This is a genomic window from Nocardia suismassiliense (genome assembly GCF_900269665.1).
GTDB classification, from domain to species: Bacteria; Actinomycetota; Actinomycetes; order Mycobacteriales; family Mycobacteriaceae; genus Nocardia; species Nocardia suismassiliense.
Map to the genome: position 1 here is coordinate 7749724 of NZ_LT985361.1, position 19161 is coordinate 7768884.

Annotated in this window: 17 protein-coding genes and 1 tRNA gene; 8 read left to right on the plus strand and 10 right to left on the minus strand. The window is 67.2% G+C overall.

The genetic code is table 11. The features are described 5' to 3' along the window. Nucleotides 1-23: 23 nt before the first annotated feature. From DBO33_RS34535 to DBO33_RS34545, 3 genes are all read left to right on the plus strand, one after another. A complete protein-coding gene (locus DBO33_RS34535) occupies nt 24-1388 on the plus strand; it encodes a cytochrome P450 (RefSeq protein WP_234391209.1) in 1365 nt (454 codons plus the stop codon). 223 nt (nt 1389-1611) lie between these two features. Continuing rightward, complete coding sequence (locus tag DBO33_RS34540) at nt 1612-2217, plus strand: hypothetical protein (protein WP_107658784.1); 606 nt, start codon at nt 1612-1614, stop codon at nt 2215-2217. A 3-nt stretch (nt 2218-2220) separates the two neighbouring features. Further along, a complete protein-coding gene (locus DBO33_RS34545) occupies nt 2221-3453 on the plus strand; it encodes a DUF6545 domain-containing protein (protein ID WP_107658785.1) in 1233 nt (410 codons plus the stop codon). 82 nt (nt 3454-3535) lie between these two features. Here the strand turns inward: DBO33_RS34545 and DBO33_RS34550 are convergent. Next, nucleotides 3536-3608, minus strand: a tRNA-Ala gene (locus tag DBO33_RS34550). Nucleotides 3609-3730: 122 nt separating this feature from the next. Here DBO33_RS34550 and DBO33_RS34555 point away from each other — a divergent pair. Next, nucleotides 3731-5188 (plus strand): DUF222 domain-containing protein, encoded by a 1458-nt coding sequence (locus tag DBO33_RS34555; protein ID WP_107658786.1) that lies wholly within the window; start codon nt 3731-3733, stop codon nt 5186-5188. Between the two features lie 422 nt (nt 5189-5610). On the opposite strand, the gene DBO33_RS34560 is transcribed toward DBO33_RS34555, so the two are convergent. The 7 genes from DBO33_RS34560 to crcB form a co-directional block, all read right to left on the minus strand. Then, on the minus strand, nt 5611-6414 hold the full coding sequence (locus DBO33_RS34560; RefSeq protein WP_107658787.1) for an SAM-dependent methyltransferase: 804 nt from the start codon (nt 6412-6414) through the stop codon (nt 5611-5613). A 108-nt stretch (nt 6415-6522) separates the two neighbouring features. Continuing rightward, nucleotides 6523-7224: a DsbA family protein gene (locus DBO33_RS34565; protein WP_107658788.1), complete on the minus strand. Its 702-nt coding sequence runs from the start codon at nt 7222-7224 to the stop codon at nt 6523-6525. A gap of 228 nt (nt 7225-7452) precedes the next feature. Next, a complete protein-coding gene (locus tag DBO33_RS34570; RefSeq protein WP_199856846.1) occupies nt 7453-8925 on the minus strand; it encodes an MFS transporter in 1473 nt (490 codons plus the stop codon). Beyond that, the gene (gene pgm, locus DBO33_RS34575) at nt 8918-10558 is read right to left on the minus strand and encodes a phosphoglucomutase (alpha-D-glucose-1,6-bisphosphate-dependent) (RefSeq protein ID WP_107658789.1); all 1641 of its coding nucleotides are present in this window, start codon (nt 10556-10558) and stop codon (nt 8918-8920) included. The genes DBO33_RS34570 and pgm overlap by 8 nt, the downstream gene beginning before the upstream one ends. Before the next feature lie 47 nt (nt 10559-10605). Further along, on the minus strand, nt 10606-10968 hold the full coding sequence (locus tag DBO33_RS34580; RefSeq protein ID WP_107658790.1) for a fluoride efflux transporter FluC: 363 nt from the start codon (nt 10966-10968) through the stop codon (nt 10606-10608). After that, nucleotides 10965-11306 (minus strand): DUF190 domain-containing protein, encoded by a 342-nt coding sequence (locus DBO33_RS34585; protein WP_107658791.1) that lies wholly within the window; start codon nt 11304-11306, stop codon nt 10965-10967. The genes DBO33_RS34580 and DBO33_RS34585 overlap by 4 nt, the downstream gene beginning before the upstream one ends. Beyond that, nucleotides 11306-11782, minus strand: a complete 477-nt coding sequence (gene crcB / locus DBO33_RS34590) for a fluoride efflux transporter CrcB (protein WP_325050772.1) — start codon at nt 11780-11782, stop codon at nt 11306-11308. The genes DBO33_RS34585 and crcB overlap by 1 nt, the downstream gene beginning before the upstream one ends. Before the next feature lie 273 nt (nt 11783-12055). Here crcB and DBO33_RS34595 point away from each other — a divergent pair, with 273 nt between their 5' ends. Next, the gene (locus tag DBO33_RS34595) at nt 12056-13234 is read left to right on the plus strand and encodes a lipase family protein (protein ID WP_456093897.1); all 1179 of its coding nucleotides are present in this window, start codon (nt 12056-12058) and stop codon (nt 13232-13234) included. 64 nt (nt 13235-13298) lie between these two features. On the opposite strand, the gene DBO33_RS34600 is transcribed toward DBO33_RS34595, so the two are convergent. Continuing rightward, a complete protein-coding gene (locus tag DBO33_RS34600; protein WP_107658793.1) occupies nt 13299-14798 on the minus strand; it encodes an MFS transporter in 1500 nt (499 codons plus the stop codon). Nucleotides 14799-14915: 117 nt separating this feature from the next. Here DBO33_RS34600 and DBO33_RS34605 point away from each other — a divergent pair, with 117 nt between their 5' ends. Both DBO33_RS34605 and DBO33_RS34610 read left to right on the plus strand, forming a co-directional pair. Next, complete coding sequence (locus DBO33_RS34605; protein ID WP_107660847.1) at nt 14916-15587, plus strand: TetR/AcrR family transcriptional regulator; 672 nt, start codon at nt 14916-14918, stop codon at nt 15585-15587. Between the two features lie 53 nt (nt 15588-15640). Beyond that, entirely contained in the window at nt 15641-16939 is a 1299-nt protein-coding gene (locus tag DBO33_RS34610; RefSeq protein WP_107658794.1) for a D-arabinono-1,4-lactone oxidase, read from the plus strand. A gap of 1 nt (nt 16940) precedes the next feature. On the opposite strand, the gene DBO33_RS34615 is transcribed toward DBO33_RS34610, so the two are convergent. Continuing rightward, nucleotides 16941-17693 carry an SIR2 family NAD-dependent protein deacylase gene (locus DBO33_RS34615; RefSeq protein ID WP_107658795.1) on the minus strand — a complete coding sequence of 251 codons (753 nt, stop codon included), beginning with the start codon at nt 17691-17693 and terminating at the stop codon, nt 16941-16943. A gap of 177 nt (nt 17694-17870) precedes the next feature. Between DBO33_RS34615 and DBO33_RS34620 the strand changes: the two genes are divergently transcribed. Beyond that, complete coding sequence (locus tag DBO33_RS34620) at nt 17871-18782, plus strand: oxygenase MpaB family protein (RefSeq protein ID WP_107658796.1); 912 nt, start codon at nt 17871-17873, stop codon at nt 18780-18782. Nucleotides 18783-19161 lie beyond the last annotated feature (379 nt).

A 19161-nucleotide genomic window follows, 5' to 3' on the forward strand; every position in this document is an offset into this window, starting at 1 on the left:
CGGACGGATTCGTCAGGTGCACAGTGCAATCCATAACGTCGATACCCACGGCCCGGGGGCGGCTGCCGCTGATCGGGCACCTACTGCCACTGGTACGCGATCCGCTCGGGTTCCTTTCCGCGCTCCCCGCGCAAGGTGAGCTGGTCCGTTTCGAGCTGGGACCGCTCGACGCGATCCTGGTCTGCGACCGGGGGCTGGTGCAGCACGTCCTGCGCCACGACCGAGTCTTCGACAAGGACGGCGGACCGCTGTTCGAACAAGGTCGGCGCGCACTCGGCGACGGACTTGTCACGTGCCCACACAGCCGGCATCGACGGCAGCGCCGCATGCTGCAACCGGCCTTCCACCGCAGTCGGCTGCCTACGTACGCGGCGTCGATCTCGGCGCAGATCGACGCCATCACCAGCGCCTGGCAATCCGGGCAGGATCTCGACATCCTCAGGCAGACGAGGAAGTTCGCCGCGAACGCGACCGCGACCGTCGTATTCTCCGGAGCAGTGCCCGAATCCACGGCGGCGCAGACGATCGACGATATCGACGCCACCTTCGCCGGAGTCTTCCGCCGCAGCTTGGTCCCGCAGCTGCTGACCCGGCTGCCCACCCCGGGCAACCGCGCCTACCAGCGGTCCATCACGCGGCTGCGCGGCACCCTAGGCGACATCGTTGCCGCCCGCCGTGCCGCGGACGTGGACCACGGAGATCTGCTCTCCGCCTTGCTCGATGCCCGCGACACCGACGGAAAAGGCTTGTCCGACACCGAGATCAGCGATCAAATGATCACCTTTCTCAATGCGGGCACCCACACCACCGCCGATGCGCTCACCTGGGCGCTCTACGAGCTGGACCGGCACCCCGACATCGCCCGGCGCCTGCATGCCGAGGTCGACGGTGTGCTGGCGGGACGCGCGGCCACCTACGACGATCTGCCCCACCTGCCGCTCACCGGCCACTTCATCACCGAGACACTGCGATTGCGCGGACCCGCGTGGCTGCTCACCCGGCACGTCACCGAGGACACCGAGCTGGGCGGATACCGTTTACCGAAGGGCACCATCGTCGCCTACAGCAGCTACCTCGTCGGCCACAGTCCTGACGTCTATGCCGAACCCGATCGCTTCGACCCCGACCGCTGGGCCACCAGCGCACCGCCGCCGCAGAGCGCACTGATCCCCTTCGGCGGCGGCGCCCGCAAATGCATCGGTGATCTACTGGCCCTCGACGAGGCCGCTATCGCCCTGGCCACTATCGCCGCCCGCTGGCGCCTGTGTGCGCTGCCCGGCAACGATATGAGACCCGCCCTTGCGGTGACGCTGCACCCTCGACGCCTGCACATGCGCGCCGAAATCCGCACTCCGGCAACATCACCGACCCGAGCGGTCACCAGCTGAACAGCCGTTCCACCACACCAAGATCGTAGAACGCGTCGGGTGCCGACATGCTAGCCTGAGTTCGGGGACAAGGAATGATGTCGAGTTCCGTCGAATTGACCTTTCGACGATAAGCGCTGTGCGAGTGGCAATGACGCCGCTGTTGATGCGCGGTTGGTAAGACCCGATCTGCAAGGGTAAGGGGGAAATCGTGATTGGACCCCGATCTACATTCACCCGGTCGATGCAGCAGCACGAGCCAGAAATCGCTGACGCCACCGCCGTCGCTCCAGCCCGCGAGGCAAGTGGTACGAAACGGTTTCCGCGCAAAGTCTCCGCCTCCGCGTGGAAACTCATCCGAGGTCAGATTTCTACCCGTGCCCGGCTGCGTTCGATTATCGACCGGCTGGAGCTGCCGGCGGACTGGACGGTCGAGGAGTTCATCGCGGCGGTCGAGCACACACGCGGGCGCCGGATCGTGCGATTGATGCTGCCGCCGACCGCCCCGGTAGGGCTGTGCGGGCTGTGGCTGGCGTGCATGGACTGCGACGTGATCCTGCTTCGGCAGTCGTGCGATCCCGCGATAGACCTGCACGTGGCTCTGCACGAGGTCGGTCATATGTTGCTCGGCCACGGGCAGGACGCGTCGATCCCAACCGATGAGTTGACGAGACTGACCAGCGAGTTTGCCCTGGACCACGAGATCGACCCCGCCGCAGTGCGCGCCGCCCGTGGACTATCCAGCTACGCCTCGAGCGAAGAGTATGAAGCGGAGCTGTTCGCAAACCTGATCGGCTCCCGGGCGCGAAGGATCGGACCACGCCGCGACCCGATGGTGAAAGAGCTGTAGTGCATGTGGCCGGACGAACACCTGCCGACCTGGGCCACGTTGCCGGCGACGGTGTTCATCGTTGCCATCGCGATCCTCCGGCCCGTCCTGACCCCGCGCACCACCATTTTCGGCAGCCTGATCAACACCGTGCTCGGATTCGATGCAGCAGCAGCCATCCTGCGTGAGCCGGTCATCGCCCGCCAGGTAGCCGAAGTTGTCCCCGGTGGCCTACCCACGGTTTTCGATATCTGGCACTGGCTGACCGTGACGGCCTGGGCGTGCGGACTCGGGATGGTGATGTTCCGCGAATACGGCCGGGTGCATTTCCGAATCCGGTTCAAGATCGTGATCGTGCTGTCGGTGGTTGTCGGCGTCGTATTCCTGGCGTTGAGCAGTCCGGCGCGAGTGCACGGAATGGCGTCCATCGCGGATTACGGGGGTTGGCGATACGGCGCCTACATCGGGTTGTATTCGATTCTGCCGCTAGTAGTTTCTTGCTACTTGTGCGCACTGAGATATCGAGTTATATCGTGGCGGGCGACCACGCGGTGGGAATTGGTCATGGTGGTCGCCATGGCATGTTTCGGCGTTGCCAACTTTCTGCCCGTGTGCTCGATCATTGTTTCCGCCGCGTTGGACACGGCAGGGGTCGGCAGCGATCTGACCCAGCGCACGTACGACCTCGTCTCCGATGGACTCGCCTCAGGCGAGCCAGGACTGTTTCTCTTCGCCGCACTGGTTGCGGTGACGGCCCGATCCACCGCACAGGCCGTCGCGCAGCTGCTGCGACTGGATCGCGACTCGCGCACCGCGCGACGGCTGTATCCGCTCTGGCGGGACTTGACCGCCGCCGCACCCCAGGTCATATTCCGGCCGAAGTGGGCCGACGATTGGAACGCTCCAGCGCAGGAGCGTCTACACCGCCGACGGATCGAAATCCACGACGCGGCACAGATCGTCGCCAGATACGTGCTCCCCCTGCCGGCCGCCATCGACGACCTGATCGAGACCACCGTCGCCGAGAGCGACCAAGAAGACCTACGACTGGTCGCCGAGCTGGTCATCGCCGCCGACCAGCTCGCCGGAAACGATGGCGAACCGGCATCCGAACCGACCGTATGCAGGTCGGATGTGCCCGACCTACAGACACTGCTTCGCTTGTGGCAGCCCGCAATTCAACTGCTCTCGACCGACCCCGCAGAGCGTCCGGAAGCCTTGGTTAGCCGCGGTGGCAGTTATCGGCGGACTCGGTAACGAGAAACTTCAGACGTCCGGTGAGGTCTGGCAAATGAAACAGGTCGGGCCCGGCAATGCCGGGCCCGACCTGTTGAGAAAGTGGAGCTAAGGGGACTCGAACCCCTGACCCCCACACTGCCAGTGTGGTGCGCTACCAGCTGCGCCATAGCCCCGAGTGGGTTGCCTTCAGGTTTCCCTGACTGCCTGAGCGAAGTTACACCACGGGTGTGGTGGCAGCCAAATCGCGTTGAATCGGGGGTAGCGGCGGGGGGCTGACGGTCGTAGAATCGAACGCATGTTCGAAGGAAGCGGTTCCTCGGTGCTGGACTTTCAGGCCATGAGCGATGAGGGGTTGATCGAGGCCCTTCGGACGGCGCATGGGGCTTCGGCGGCGGCGCAGGCGGCGGAGGTGTTCGCGGTGCGCGAGTTGTATCGGCGGCATCGGGCGGTGAGTGCGGAGCCGGGGCCGGGCGGGGTGCGGGCGGGCGGGTTCGCGGCGACGGAGGCGGCGGGGGCGCTGCAGGTCGATGAGGGGTCTGCAGCGGCGATGATCGATGTGGGTTTGGCGCTGGAGGATTGGTTGCCGCGCACGCGGGCGGAGTTCGCGGCGGGGCGGATCGACCTGGCGAAGGTGCGGGTGATCATCGACAGCACGCGTGCGGTCGCCAGGGACGTGCTCGGCGAGTTGGAGCCGCGGTTGCTGGAGACGGCGGGGCGGACCACGCCGGTGCGGCTGCGACAGGCGGCGCGGCGGTGGGCGGCGCGGCTGGATCCCGGTGGGGCGCAACGGCGGCGGGAGCGGCGGCAGGATGATCGGGACGTGCGGATTCGCGCGTTGCAGGACAGTATGGCTGTGTTCGACGGGGTGCTGCCTGCGCCCGACGCGCAGACGGTGGCGATGCGGCTGCGGGAGATGAGCTTGCAGGTGTGTGCGGCGGATCCGCGGACGATGCCGCAGCGGCGGGCCGACGCGCTGGTGGCGTTGGCCGATGGGTCGGGGCGGCTGCTGTGCGGGTGTGGGCGCGGTGCGCGATGTCCGAAGGCGGCGGTGGTGGGAGACGCGCCGCGGCGGCCGTTGATTCAAATCGGGATTCCGGCGGACAGCTTGCTCGGCATGCAGGACGCACCCGCGTTTCTGGCCGGGTACGGGCCGATCGATGCCGGGTTGGCGCGGATGCTCGCGGAAAACGCTCGGTTCCAAGTGATTCCGGAGCAGTCGGATGCCGACGAACAGGTCGACAAGGAACAGGTCGCGCGGTCACAGACGGCACGACTCGAGCATGCGGCGCGCTTGGATCGAGAGGTGCGGGCACTGGATGGCATGTGCCGGTTCCCCGGATGCACGATGCCGGCCGCCGAATCCGAACTGGATCAACGAAACTCGGCCACCCGCGCCGAAGTGACGGCGCTGTGTCCGCGGCACCATCGCTTGAAAACGTTGGCGGACAAGAGAAAAGTCCCGTGGGAAACCTGGCTGGCCGATCCGGATCGGTTGCAGTGGACCACGCCGACCGGTGATGTGCACACCACCACGCGTGAAGGCGCCCGTTATCTGTTCCCGCACAAAGACATCGATGCGCCCACAAGCCGGAGCGACAACCCATCGCAGACCGAGCCCGTACGCCACGTTCCGGACGATCTCGCCTACCCGCTCCGCGGCCACGTGCTGGTCCACCGCCACCTGTGCCGAATCGCGCCAGAGGACGAGATTCCCGACGACACAACAACTTCGGTGACCAACACCGCGTACTGAACGAGGCCACCTAGGGACCACAAAAGTCCCCCACAGACCAACTGAAAACTCGACGCGCGGCGGTCCCGGCCGACTGGGGAAGCAGGACCGCGCCGTCGAACGGGCCGAGTCGCCGACAGGTGGAGTCGGCGACTCGGCCCCACGAAACGACGCGCTGCGGTCCAGGGGGAAATTCGGGCCGCGCCGTCGAACGGGCCGGGCCGTCGGGTGGTGGATGCGACGGTCCGGCCCCCTGACCAACCGAATACTCGGCGGGCAGGGTCCGGCCGACTGGGGTAGCCGGATACCCCCCGCCGAGCGGGCCGAGTCCACGAGAAGATCGTCGGCTCGGCCCCCCGAGCCAACCGAATACCCGGCGCTTGCAGTCCGGATCGCGCGTCGAGCGGGTCGAGCCGCGACAACGTGATGCGTCCGGCCCGACCTCAGGACTTGACGGCTATCCCGCCGACGATGATCTCCTCAACGAGGGTCAGCTTGTCGCGCACGATGCTGTCCGGTCGCCAATGCGATAACGGCACCAGACCCGGCTCGACCAGTTTGCAGCCGCGGAACAAACGGATGATCTCGTCGTAGGTCCGGAACCGTCCGGTGCCGAGGAATTCCAGAAAGGACTTCTCCAGCGCACGCGATTCCTCGCCGGTGTGCAGGAAATGCGTGATGAACAGGTGGCTGCCCACGGGCACGGCATCCAGATACGCGTCGACAACGCCCTCGGGATCTTCGTCGTCGTGCAGGTGATGCAGCATGCCGACGAGCATGACGGCCACCGGTTGAGAAAAGTCGATCAACCGCTGCACGTCCGGATGCGCCAGCACGCCCTCGGGGTCACGCAGGTCAGCGGTGATGACACTGGTCCGGCCGTTCAAGCTCATCAGTGCGCGAGCGTGCGCCAATACGATCGGATCGTTGTCGACGTAGATGACGCTGGCGTCCGGTTGCAGTTCCTGCGCGACCTGATGGGTGTTCTCCATCGTGGGTAGCCCGGCCCCGAGGTCCAGGTATTGCGTCAAGCCGGCGGTACCGGCCAGGTAGCGCACCCCGCGATTGAGGGCCGCACGATTCAGTTTGGCCAGCTCGTAGACGTCCGGCATGGTCTCGCGCAGATGATCGAGCACCCGTTCATCGGAGGGGTAGTAATCCTTGCCGCCGAGCATCGCATCGTAGACGCGCGAGATACTCGGCTTGGTCACGTCGAACTCGACATGTGCCGACTCGGAATTCGTCATCGTTCATCCCTTTACGCACGATACTCGGACGTCTGACCGCCACCGAAAAGCCTAGCGACGTAGCCGGATAGCGTGTGGCGCTATTGCCCGATCTGTACCAAGTCGACATCACCGGGTGAGCGCGTCCACCCAGTCCTCGTTGCTGACGTCGATTTTGGACTTTCCGTCGAAAACGGACGGGGTGGCCGCGGACTTGCCGAGCGCCGATTCGAGGGCGGTCATCGCGGCTGTCGCGTCAGTGCGCGCCGCTTCGACCCTGGCGCCGGTGGAGATGCATTGCAACACCGACTCCGGCGCGCCCGCGACCCGGGCGATCGCGGCGAGTTCGGCATTGTCGAGATCGGCGCCGCCCTCGCTCGGTCGTTTGGTGGTGAACAACTCGGTGTGGAATTTCGAGTAGACCGGGCCCGAGCCGCCTTCTGCGACACATTGATTGGCGGCGACCGCGCGCGTCGAGTAATCCTTGCTCCGCGAACGGTTGTCGAGGAAATTCACCAGCCGGTAGCGCACGGCCAGCTTGCCCTCATCGATGCGCTGCGCGATCTCCTGGCCGGCGATGCGTTCCAGGTTGCCGCAGGCGGGGCAGATCGGGTCCTCGTAGAAGTCGACCGTCTTCGGGGCGTTGGGTTTACCGAGCAGGATCGAACCGTCCGGTTCCAGCAGCACGCGCACACCGGGATCGTGCGCGGACCCGTACCCGTCGTTGCGTACGCTCGGCTCGTCGTGCCCCCAGTTGATCGTCGCGATCACGATCACCGCGATCAACGCGAGGGCAACGGCGCCCAGCGCGTAGGTGGTCTTGCTGGACATGGGCCGAGGAGTGTAGTTCGAACGCGATTCGCTCACCCCACCACTCTGCCGCAACCCGACCACACCCCCACCGCCAACCCCCACCCGCTGCGGCGCGCCACACACCTGGTCGAGGACTCGCACAGTAGCCACGGTCGACCTGCACCCGACCCCGAGCGACTACCGCTCGATATCCACCACAGCCGTCCGGCATTGCGCGGCGCCGCTCGTGGCGCCGCGCCCCGTCAACTACCGCGCGATCGAATCACGCCGAGTCGGTTTCGTATCCGCATCAGCCGAGTCAGTCCGTTGCCCGGATTCACCCTCGGCAACAACAGGTTCGACCGGCACCGGACTATCGGCCACCGGCGCACCCGCCGCATCGTTCACCGCATGCTCGACCTGAGCATCGCGAGCCCGCAACTGATGATCGGCCCCGTCCGGCCCACAGAGGTGCTCGCTTTCGGCCCCCGCCTCGTCCGCCCGCTTGCCCACCGGCTCCTCGCGTTTACGCAACGGCTCGGGCACCACCGCCCACCCGAGCGCCGCCACCGCGAGCAGCGCGCCGGTGACCGCGAGGGCGAGTCCATAAGAAGCCTGCTGTGCCAGTGCGCCGACCGCGACCGGTCCGAGCACGGTGCCCAGATCCGCCGCCATCTGGAACCCGGCGAGCACCGGCCCACCACGGGCGTTCGGGCCGATGATGTCGGCGACCGCAGCCTGCTGAGTCGGCGTGAACATTCCGGCCCCGAGACCGGCCACGAACGAGGTGATGAGCAACCACGGCAACGTGTCGGAGATGCCGAGACCGGCCGTGCCGAGCGCACACACCAGTGATCCGACGATCAAAAACGGTTTACGCCCCCACCGATCCGAGTACCGGCCCGCCAGGAAAAGCACCGCGACGTTACCCGCCGCGAACACGGTCAACGCCACCCCGGCCATGCCCGGCGTCTGATGCAGCACCTCGACCACGAGCAACGGCACCAACGCCATCCGCACACCGAACACCGCGGCACCGTTGGCGAAGTTGGACCACAGCACCGCCCGGTACTCCGGCCGCGCCCACGCCTCCCCGAACGACATCATCCGCACGCCGCCAACGGGTTCCGGCGCGGCCAGCTGCGAATTCCGCAGCGCCAGATACACAGCGACGGTCACCGCGAGCAGCGCGACCGCATAAATAACGAACGGCATGCGCAACCCGAGTCCGGACAGCACCCCGCCGACCAGCGGCCCACTGACCGACCCGATCAGGAAGCTGGTCGACCACAACCCGGACACCCGCCCGCGCGCGGCGGGCGGCGACATCCGGATCACCAGCGCCAGCGACGACACCGTGAACATGGTCGACCCGATCCCGCCGAGCGACCGCAAAACCATCAGCTGCCAGTAGCTTTGGGCCAACGCGCTGGCACCGGTCGACACCGCGACGATCAGCAGCCCGCCCAGATAGACCGAGCGCTCCCCCAGCTTCTGCACCAACCGGCCACTCACCGGCGCGAACAGCAACCGCATCAACGCGAACGCACTCACGATCGCCGAGGCCGCCGCGACGCCCACCCCGAAGCTGCGCGCGAATTGCGGCAGTACCGGGGCGACCAGGCCGAATCCGATGGCGATGACGAACGCGCCGCCGACCAGCACCCAGATCTCGATAGGCAGCGGCTCCGCCCGGCCGGTGGACCGGGTCTTGCCGACTGCCGACGATCTACTACTCACCGGATAGCGCCTGTCCCACCACTTCCTCCGCGGCCGCCTGCACCTGCGCGAGGTGCTCGGGACCGTGGAACGACTCCGCGTAGATCTTGTATTTGTCCTCGGTGCCGGACGGGCGGGCGGCGAACCACGCGTTCTCGGTGGTCACCTTGAGCCCGCCCAGCGGCGCGCCGTTGCCCTTCGCCCTGGTGAGCACGGACGTGATGGGCTCACCGGCGATCTCCTTGGTGGTGATCATGTCCGGAGTCAACTTCCCGAGCAACGCTTTCTGTTCCGTCGTGGCGGCGGCGTCGATCCGCGCGTAGGCGGGACTGCCGTAACGGCGTTCGAGTTCGACGTAGCGGGCCGACGGGCTCTGGCCGGTGACCGCGGCGATCTCGGCGGCGAGCAGCGCGAGCAGGATGCCGTCCTTGTCGGTGGTCCACACGGTGCCGTCCATCCGCAGGAACGACGCGCCCGCGCTCTCCTCGCCGCCGAAAGCGAGGCTGCCGCTGAACAATCCGGGCACGAAGAACTTGAAGCCGACCGGCACCTCGTGCACGTCGCGGCCGAGCACGCTGACCACGCGATCGATCATCGACGAGGTGACCGCGGTCTTGCCGATCTTGGTGAGCGCGTCCCAGCCCATCCGGTTCGCGACGAGATACTCGATGGCGACCGCGAGGAAGTGGTTCGGGTTCATCAGCCCGCCGTCGGGGGTGACGATGCCGTGCCGGTCCGCGTCGGCGTCGTTGCCGGTGGACAGGTCGTAGTCGTCCTTGATCGCGATCAGCGAGGCCATCGCGTAGCGCGAGGACGGGTCCATCCGGATCTTGCCGTCGCTGTCCAGCGTCATGAAGCGCCAGGTCGGGTCGACGAACGGGTTGACGACCTCGAGCTCGAGGTCGTAGCGCTGCCCGATCTCTTCCCAGTAGTCGACGCTCGCGCCGCCCATCGGGTCGGCGCCGAGCCGGATGCCCGCGCCGCGAATCGCGTCCAGGTTCAACACATTCGGCAGGTCGGCGATGTAGTGGTCGAGGTAGTCGTAGCGCTGGACGTTGGTCTCCAGCGCGTGTTGCAGCGTGGTGCGCTTGATCCCGCTGAGCCCGCTGCGCAGCAGTTCGTTGGCGCGCGCGGCGATGGCGTCGGTCGCGGTGTTGTCGGCCGGACCACCGTGCGGCGGGTTGTACTTGAAGCCACCGTCACGGGGAGGATTGTGCGACGGGGTGATCACGATTCCGTCGGCCTGGTTCTTGGTGCCGCCCCGATTGTGGCGCAGCACAGCATGACTCAGCGCCGGCGTCGGCGTGTACCGGTCGCGAGCGTCGATCATCGCGGTCACGTCGTTGGCCGCGAGCACCTCCAGCGCGGTGACCAGCGCGGGCTCGGACAACGCGTGCGTATCCCTGGCCAGATACACCGGCCCGGTAATCCCGCGGGTCGCACGGTATTCCACGATCGACTGGGTGATCGCGAGGATGTGCGCCTCGTTGAACGCGGTGTCCAGGCTGGAGCCGCGATGTCCCGACGTGCCGAAAACCACCTGCTGTGCCGGATCCGTCGGATCCGGAATCCGGCTGTAGTAAGCCGTGACCAGATGTGCGATGTCTTCCAGGTCGGTGGGACGCGCGACACGCCCGGCTCGATCATGGGCCATGCTCGGGTCTCCCTTCCGTATCGGCTGTGCCCTGCTCGTCATCAGGATCATGTCCACAACCACTGCGTCGTCGACGCGGCGGCGAAGACCGCGGTCAGGCTGGCCACGACACTGATCACGACGTTGCCAACGGCGTAGGCGTAAGCGCCGTCCGTCACCAGCCGGATCGTCTCGTAGCCGAACGTACTGAACGTGGTCAGCGCGCCGCAGAAACCCGTACCGGCGGCGGCCAGCAGCCAGTTGCCCGCACCCGCGCCGATCAATCCACCGAGCAGCGCCGAACCGACAATGTTAACGGTCAGCGTGCCCAGCGGCAGCAGAGAATCGAAACGTGCTGATACGACACGGTCTACGAGGTACCGAACGGGCGCGCCGAGCATCCCGCCGAGCACGACGAGCAGGACTGTCATCGGGCGGCTCCCTGCCACAGCTCCAGTGGCGAGAGCGCGACGTTGATGGTGGTGAACAGTTCGGCGTTCTGCTCGACGAACGAACGCAACCGGTCGGCTTCGTCGACGAGCATCAGTACCAGCGGCAGATGGTCGGCCATGTCCAGGATGCGGGTGGTGTGGATGCGCGAGGACGCGCCGTAGCCTTCGATGCCGCGCCAGACACTCGCGCCGGCCAGTCCGGTGTCGCGGGCGCGCCGGACGATCTCGTGGTACAGCGGCGTGTGCCGCCATTTGTCGTCCTCGTCGAGCAGCACCGTCAGCCGCGCCGCAGGCTGCCACTGCCCCGCTGCACTCATCACCGCTTGGCCCCCTTCCGTCCTGCCGTTGCCGTCGACTGCCGAGCCATGCCAGTTGTCCACCGTGCCAGGCCCATGCCGAGCACGACGGCCCCCAGCGCCGCCACCACCGTTCCCCCGAGATAGCCGAACGCCGGTACCGCGGCGCCCGATTCGAGCAGTCTACGAATCTCGAGACCGTAGGTGGAAAACGTGGTGAAGCCGCCGAGCACTCCGATACCGAGAAAGGGACGCAGCAGTCTGTGGGCTACCCACATCTCGGTGCTCAGAACCATCAGAATCCCGATAGCAAAGCATCCCACGACATTTACGGTGAGCGTGGACCAGGGGACGTGTCCGTCGTGCACGGGCCACCACACGCCGAGGCCGTAGCGGGCCACCGCGCCGAGGCCGCCGCCGGCCGAGATCACCGCGAGCAGCATCGGTTCGACGAGCGGGGTGCGCCGCACCCACTGATCTCCCGCGCCGAACGCCACCTGCGCAATGTTATCGGTTGGACCGCGCGGCACGGTCCGCCGGACCCCGCATGTCGAGACCCTACGAACAGCGTTGTTCATTGACATCCGCGCGAGTTCCGCGTACGAATGGCCTGAAGGTTTGGCCGAAGTCGTCTCCATCCACCACTTACTCAGGTCGGAGCAACGATGGCGGCACAGCGAGCACAACCGAACGCGCACCCGGAGACGGCGGCAGCTCGCCCACCGGGGCATCAGCAAACCCACGGCAGACGTCAACTGGGCGTCGGCCGGATTCTGCGTCGATTCTCGATCGTGGCGCTCGCGACGGCCGCGGCCGGGCTCGGTCACCTGGCCCCCGCGGTGGCCGCACCTATCTATCCAGCCGCCGACGGCGACGGCTTCTACAACGCGCCGCCGGACGTCGCCAACTTCCAGCCGGGCGACGTGATGCGCAGCAGGGCGGTGCCCGCGGCCGGTTTCCCGGGCGCCACGGCATGGCAGCTGCTGTACCGGTCGACCAACTCCGCCGACGAACCGATCGGCGCGGTGACCACGCTGCTGCTGCCGCCGGGTGGCGGCATGAGCAGGCCGATCGTGTCGTATCAGCCGTTCGTCAATTCACTCGGCATGCAGTGCGCGCCCTCGCACAGCATCTTCAACGGCACCATGCAGGAGGCGCCCGCGCTGAACCTACTGCTGGCCAGGGGCTGGGCGGTCGCGGTGCCCGATCATCTCGGACCGACCAGCGCCTACGGTGCCGCGCGCCTCGGCGGCAGGCTGACCCTGGACGGTATCCGTGCCGTAAAGCGTTTCGGCCCAGCCGATCTCGCGGGCAGTCCGGTCGGCATGGCGGGTTACTCCGGTGGCGGCATGGCGACCGGCTTCGCCGCGGCCCTCGCCCCCGAGTACGCGCCCGAGCTGCCGATCGTCGGCGCGGCGCAGGGTGGCGTCCCGATGAACATCGGCAAGCTGGCCCAGGACGTCGGGTTGCAGCGCAGCCCGCTGTTCGGACTCGGCTTCGCGGCCGCCATCGGCCTGGAGCGCGAATACCCCGGCGAGTTGCAGATGGACCGGATCCTGAACCCGGCCGGCTTCGCCCTGCGCGACCAGATCGCCAACGCCTGCACCAACGAGATCATCAACGCCGGTGCGAACAAGAGCTTCAGCGATGTGTTCAACGGTCCGATGGACGCCGACCCCACCGTCGTCCGCATCCTGCACGAGAACAGCATCGAGATCTACCCCGGCGTCCCCCGGACCCCGATCTACGAATGGCACGGCGGCTCGGACCAGGTCTCCCCGCAGCTGGTGCGGGAAGTCGCCGGCCGGTACTGCGCCGAGGGCGTCCGCGTCCAGCTCGACATAATCCCCGGGGCCGACCACGGCACCGCGATCGCTCCGGGATCGGTCAACGCCTTCAACTACCTCGGCGACCGCTTCGCCGGCCTTCCGGCCCCGAGCAACTGCTGACCGAACACAGCACAACGCCCCCGTTCACCATTGAACGGGGGCGTTGTGTCGTTCGAGCGGAACGTCAGTGCGCGAGCACCGGCTCGCCTTCCGACGGCTCCGGCACCGTGTTCGGCATCAGCGCCGCCATGATCACCGCGCCGACCACGAAGATTGCTGTCGCCCACCAGAAGCTGGTGGTGTAGCTCTCTACCGCGGATTGCGCCACGGTCAGCGGATCCGGCGTGCGGGTCGACAGGTAGTCGGTGGCTGCCGACGCGGCGATGGTGCTGAGCAGCGCCGTGCCGATCGAGCCGCCGACCTGCTGGCTGGTGTTGATCATGGCCGAGGCCACGCCGGCGTCCTCGTGGTGCACCCCGGAAGTCGCACCCTGGAACGCGGTCGACATCGCGCCACCGAGGCCGAGGCCGAGCAGGATCAGCGCGGGCAGGATGTGCGAGGTGTACCCGGTGTCCAGGCCGATCTGGGTCAGCCAGGCCATGCCGCCCGCGGCGATCAGGAAGCCGCCCGCCATCACGACCTTCGGGCCGACCTTGGGCAGCACCAGCGAGGGCACCGTGGTGGACGAGACGATCATCGCCGCGACCATCGGCAGGAATGCCAGGCCGGTCTTGATCGGCGAGTAGCCCATGCTCAGCTGCATGTAGTAGGTGAGGAACAGGAAGATCGCGAACATCCCGATGCCCATGATGAACACGGTCAGGAACGATCCACCGCGGGTGCGGTCCAGCACGATGCGCAGCGGCAGCAACGGGTGTGCGACCCGCGTCTCCAGCCAAGCGAACACCGCGAGCAGCACCGCGCCGCCGATGAGGAAGCTCAGCGTCACCGGGTTGGTCCAGCTGGTCGATTCCGCGTGCGAGAAGCCGTACACGATGCCGAACAGCGCCGCGGTCACCACGACGGTGCCGGGGATGTCGAGCTTGGGCCGATCGGTGGTGACGTGCTTGGCCAGCAGCAGCACCGCGCCGATCAGCGCAACGGCGGCGAAGGCCAGGTTGACGAACATCACCCAGCGCCAGTTCGCCCACTCGGTGAGCATGCCGCCGAGCAACAGGCCGATCGCGCCGCCGGCACCGGCGACCGCACCGAAGATGCCGAAGGCCTTGGCCCGTTCACCCGGTTCGGTGAAGGTCACGGTGAGCAGCGACAGGGCGGCCGGAGCCAGCAGCGCGCCGAACACGCCCTGCCCGACGCGCGCCGCGACCAGCATCTCGAAGCTGGTTGCCGCGCCGCCGACGGCGGAGGCCCCCGCGAAGCCGATCAGGCCGATGATGAAAGTATTGCGGCGACCGAAGAGGTCACTGAGTCGTCCGCCGAGCAGCAGCAGGCTGCCGAACGCGAGTGCGTAACCGGTGACCACCCACTGGCGGTCGCCGTCGTTGAAGCCGAGGTCGCGCTGCGCGGCAGGCAGTGCGATATTGACGACGGTGGCGTCCAGCACCACCATGAGCTGCGCCACGCCGAGGACGGCGAGCACCCACCAACGCAGGGCGTGCGAGCCGCGACGGCCCTGATCCGTTTTTTCGGGGGCGGGTGCCCCACGGTCGAACGTGGTAGTCATTTGTCCCCTTTGTCTCAAGGTTTGATGCGGAGTTGACGCCTCCGGTTACCGTTAGAAGCTACCACCATAACGGAGAGAACGCCTCCGCTTAATCCCGATACTTGATAGGATGTGGGTGTGAATCACGCCACGGCCGTCTCTCCTCCCCGCCGCCTGCGTGCCGACGCCGCGCGAAATCAGCAGCGGATCATCGCCGCCGCGCGCGAGCTCTTCGCCGATCACGGACTCGAGATCACCCTCGACGACGTGGCCGAACGGGCGGGCGTCGGCGTCGGCACCGTCTACCGCCGCTTCGCCAACAAAAAAGAACTGATCACCGAGGTCTTCGAGCAGAGCATCGGCGAGTTCGCCGAGGCGGCCGACGCCGCCTACCGGCACCCCGATCCCTGGTTCGGACTCGTCGAGTTCTTCGAATATGCGTGCAGACACATGGCGAAGAACCGTGGCTTCAGCGAGGTGATGCTCGAACTGGAGGACGACGTCGACCGGTTCGTGGTCGTCCGCGACCGGATCAAGCCGACCGTCACGGCGATCGTGGACCGGGCCCGCGAGGCGGGCGTGCTCGCTCCCGGCATCGAGCCGTCGGACTTCTTCGCGCTGATCCACATGGTCGACGGCATCGCCGAGTTCGCCAGGCCGGTGAACCCGGACGTCTGGCAGCGCTACATGGCGATCGTGCTCAACGGCGTGCGCGCCGAGGGCACCCCGCCGCAGCAGCTGCTGGTGCCGCCACTGAACGACTCCGAGGTAGAGCAGGCCAAGGGCGCGTGCGGCGGCCGCCGAAGGTAACAACTGCGTTATAGGTAGCGCAGATCACACAGCGATCCCCTACAGTTGGACACATGACCAACTCGTGGGTGAACTGGGCTGGGGATCAACAGTGCGCGCCGGCGACCATCGCCACCCCGCGCACCGCCGACGAGGTCGCCGAGCTGCTGGGCCGGGCCGGCGATGCCGGTCAGACCGTGCGCGTCGCGGGCGCGGGACACTCGTTCACCGACGCCGTGCTGACCGATGGGGTGCTGCTCGATCTGCGCAACCTCAACCGGGTTCTCGATGTGGACGCGGCCACTGGTCGCGTCCGGGTCGAAGCGGGCATCACCCTCAACGCCGCGAGCAACGCCCTGCACGAGCACGGCCTCGCCTTCCCCAACCTCGGCGATATCGACGTGCAGACCGTCGCGGGCGCCACCGCCACCGCCACCCACGGCACCGGGGGCGCACTGCAAAATCTCTCGGCCGCACTGCATTCCATCGAACTGATGCTCGCCGACGGCAGCCGGGTCGAGCTGAACGCCGAGACCGATCCCGAGGGCTGGCGCGCGGCCAGGGTGAGCGTCGGCGCACTGGGCGTGGTCACCGCCGCGACGCTGCAACTGGTGCCGTCGTTCGTGCTCGAAGGCGTCGAGCGGCCGGTCCCCGTCGAGGACATCCTGGCCGACCTGGACTCCCATATCGATACCAACGACCACTTCGAGTTCTACATGTTCGCGCACAGCCCGGTGGCGATGACCAAGCGCAACAACGCCGTCGACTTGGCGGAGCAGCCGCGCGGCAAGGCCGTGGACTGGTTCGCCGACATGCTGATGTCGAACTACACCTTCGACGCGCTGTGCAAGCTGGGCCGCTGGCAGCCGCGGCTGGTGCCGTTGATCCACCGGGGCGCGGCGTACGCGGGCAGCTACCGCCGCCAGGTCGACCGCTCCTACCGGGTCTTCGCGTCCCCGCGCCTGATTCGCTTCACCGAGATGGAGTACGCGATCCCGCGGGAGCACTCCGCGGCGGCGATCCGCGAGATCAAAGAGCTATCCACGAGATTCGATACGCCGATGCCGATCGAGGTCCGCTGGGTCGCACCCGACGACGCGTTCCTCTCCCCCGCCACCGGGCGCGACACCTGCTACATCGCCGTGCACCAGTACCGGGGCATGGCCTACGAGCCGTACTTCCGGGCCTGCGAGGCCGTGTTCGACAAGTACAACGGCCGGCCGCACTGGGGCAAACGCCACTTCCAGACCGCGGACACGCTGCGCGGGCGCTACCCCGACTGGGATCGCTTCGCCGAGGTGCGCCGCCGCTTCGACCCGAAAGGCCGCTTCAGCAACGGCTACTTGAATCGCGTCCTCGGTCCGGTCGACTGATCTACGCGCCGCCGTCGAGGATCTCGGCGACCAGCCGCGGCACAGCGGTGCCGATGGGCTCGCGGACGATCTCGGTGGCCATCGAGTCGTACGGCGTGGGTTCGGCGTTGACGATGATCAGATCCGCACCGTTCTCCACCGCGATGGCGCACATCGAGGCCGCGGGCTCGACCTGGAGCGAACTGCCGATCGCCAGGAAGATCTCGCTGGTCTGCGCGGTGAGCATGGCCTTCATCATGGTGCGGCGGTCCATTTGCTGGCCGAACATGATGGTCGCCGATTTCAGCACGCCACCGCAGTCCGGGCACGGTGGGTCGGCCTCGCCTGCCGCGACCCGGTCGAGCGTCGCGGCCATGGTCGTCTGGTAGACACATTCGACGCAGACCACCTCGAACATGTTGCCGTGGATCTCGATCACCCGGTCGTCCGGGAAACCGGCGCGCTGGTGCAGGCGGTCGATGTTCTGCGTGATGATGGTGACCGCGCGTCCGGCCTGCGCCAACTCGGCCAGCGCGGCGTGTGCGGCGTTGGGCTGCGCCTGCCAGGCCGGATTGTCGCGGCGGGCCAGCCACGCGCGTTGCCGCAGGTCCGGGTCGGCCAGGTAGTTGTCGTAGGTCGAGAGCAGTTCGGCGATCGGGTCTTTCGTCCACACCCCGCGTGGTCCGCGAAAGTCCGGGATGCCGGAGTCGGTGGAGATGCCCGCCCCGGTGAGCACTCCGATGCGGCCGTCGCGGCGGCGCCACTCGCTCGTCATAACACCGAGCCTAGGTCCTGTGCCGAAGCCCGGCCGGACGCATCCGGGCACCGTATGGACTTCGACGCAGGGCCTGGAGCGCGGGACCCACGGTGCGATTCACCCTACGCAAGACGATGAGAGAATGTTACAGTTATCATCTCATCGCTTTAGAGGTGCTGATCAAAGGAGATCACGATGACCGCGTCCGCCGCCCTCGAATCCACCAGCGCCCGAACGCTTCCGCCACGGCGTCCGTTCGCGCCGGGCACCCGGCTGTGGGACGAGACCGGACTGATCACCTTCTCGCTGACCGCCGGTTCGGCCTTCCTCCTGCAAACCATGGAGCCGAGCATCGCCGCGGTGGTCGATGAGCACTCCACCTTCCGCACCGATCCGATGGGCCGCGCGGTGCGCAGCATCGCCTCGGTGATGATGTGGATCTACGGCGGCGAGGAGGCCCTCGCCGAGGCCGACCGACTGCGCACCATGCACGCCTCGCTCAACACCACCGACGCGCACGGCGTGCGGCACACGGCGCTGTCCTCGGGGCCGTGGGCCTGGGTGCTGCACACCGGGACGTTCGCCTTCGCAGAGAACGCGAAGTACTTCGCCCGCAACCCGCTCTCCCAGGCCGAGAAGGAGGCGGTCTACCAGGAGATGGTGCAGCTGATGCGCAACTTCTCGGTGGCGCCCAAGGAGATTCCGGCGAACTACGCCGAGTTCGAGGCGTTCTTCGCCGACATGGTGGCGAACCACCTGGAGGCGACCGGCACCGCCCGCGACTATCTGCGGGTGATCCGGTCCGTCGCGCCGCCGAAGCAGTTGCCGCGGGTTTTCGCGCCGCTCTGGCGCCGCGCCGTCGCCCCGGTCGGGCGGATGCAGTACTTCGTGACCGTGGGCACGACGCCCGAGGTCGCCCGGCGCAAGCTCGGGCTGACCTGGAGCGAGTCCGATGAGCGCAAGCTGCGGGCGCTCGGCTGGGTGCTCGCGCGGGCGGTGCCGCTACTGCCGGAACGCGTGCGGTACTTCCCGATCGCTTATGAGGCGCGGCGGCTCGAGCGTGATCGGGCGCGGCTGCGCAAGATGATCGACTTCCGTCCGATCTGAGCGGTCCCTGTCGACGGGCGCTGCGGTCAGTCTGACCGCAGCGCCTTTTGCTGTGTAGCAAGGGCTTTCAGGAACTTGCGAAGCTTTGCGATGCGGCAGCCAGCCCGTTCGGGGGTAGCGCTGGATACCGACCAGTATGGATCTCCGTGTTTCCGTCGGCCATAAGACGTTGTGCGCCAACAACTCTCAGCAGCCCTCGATCGCCCCGCCCGAGCGGGACCGCAGCTATGACAAACCGTCCAGTCCGAAAGCGGTCTCCGCCCACGCCACGCGCGCAGCACACCCCGCAGCTCGATGATGCTTCCATAGACACTGCACAACAACATCTTTCACGACCAAGTACCCACACCGTGACCGACCCGCAACAGGTGTCAATGCG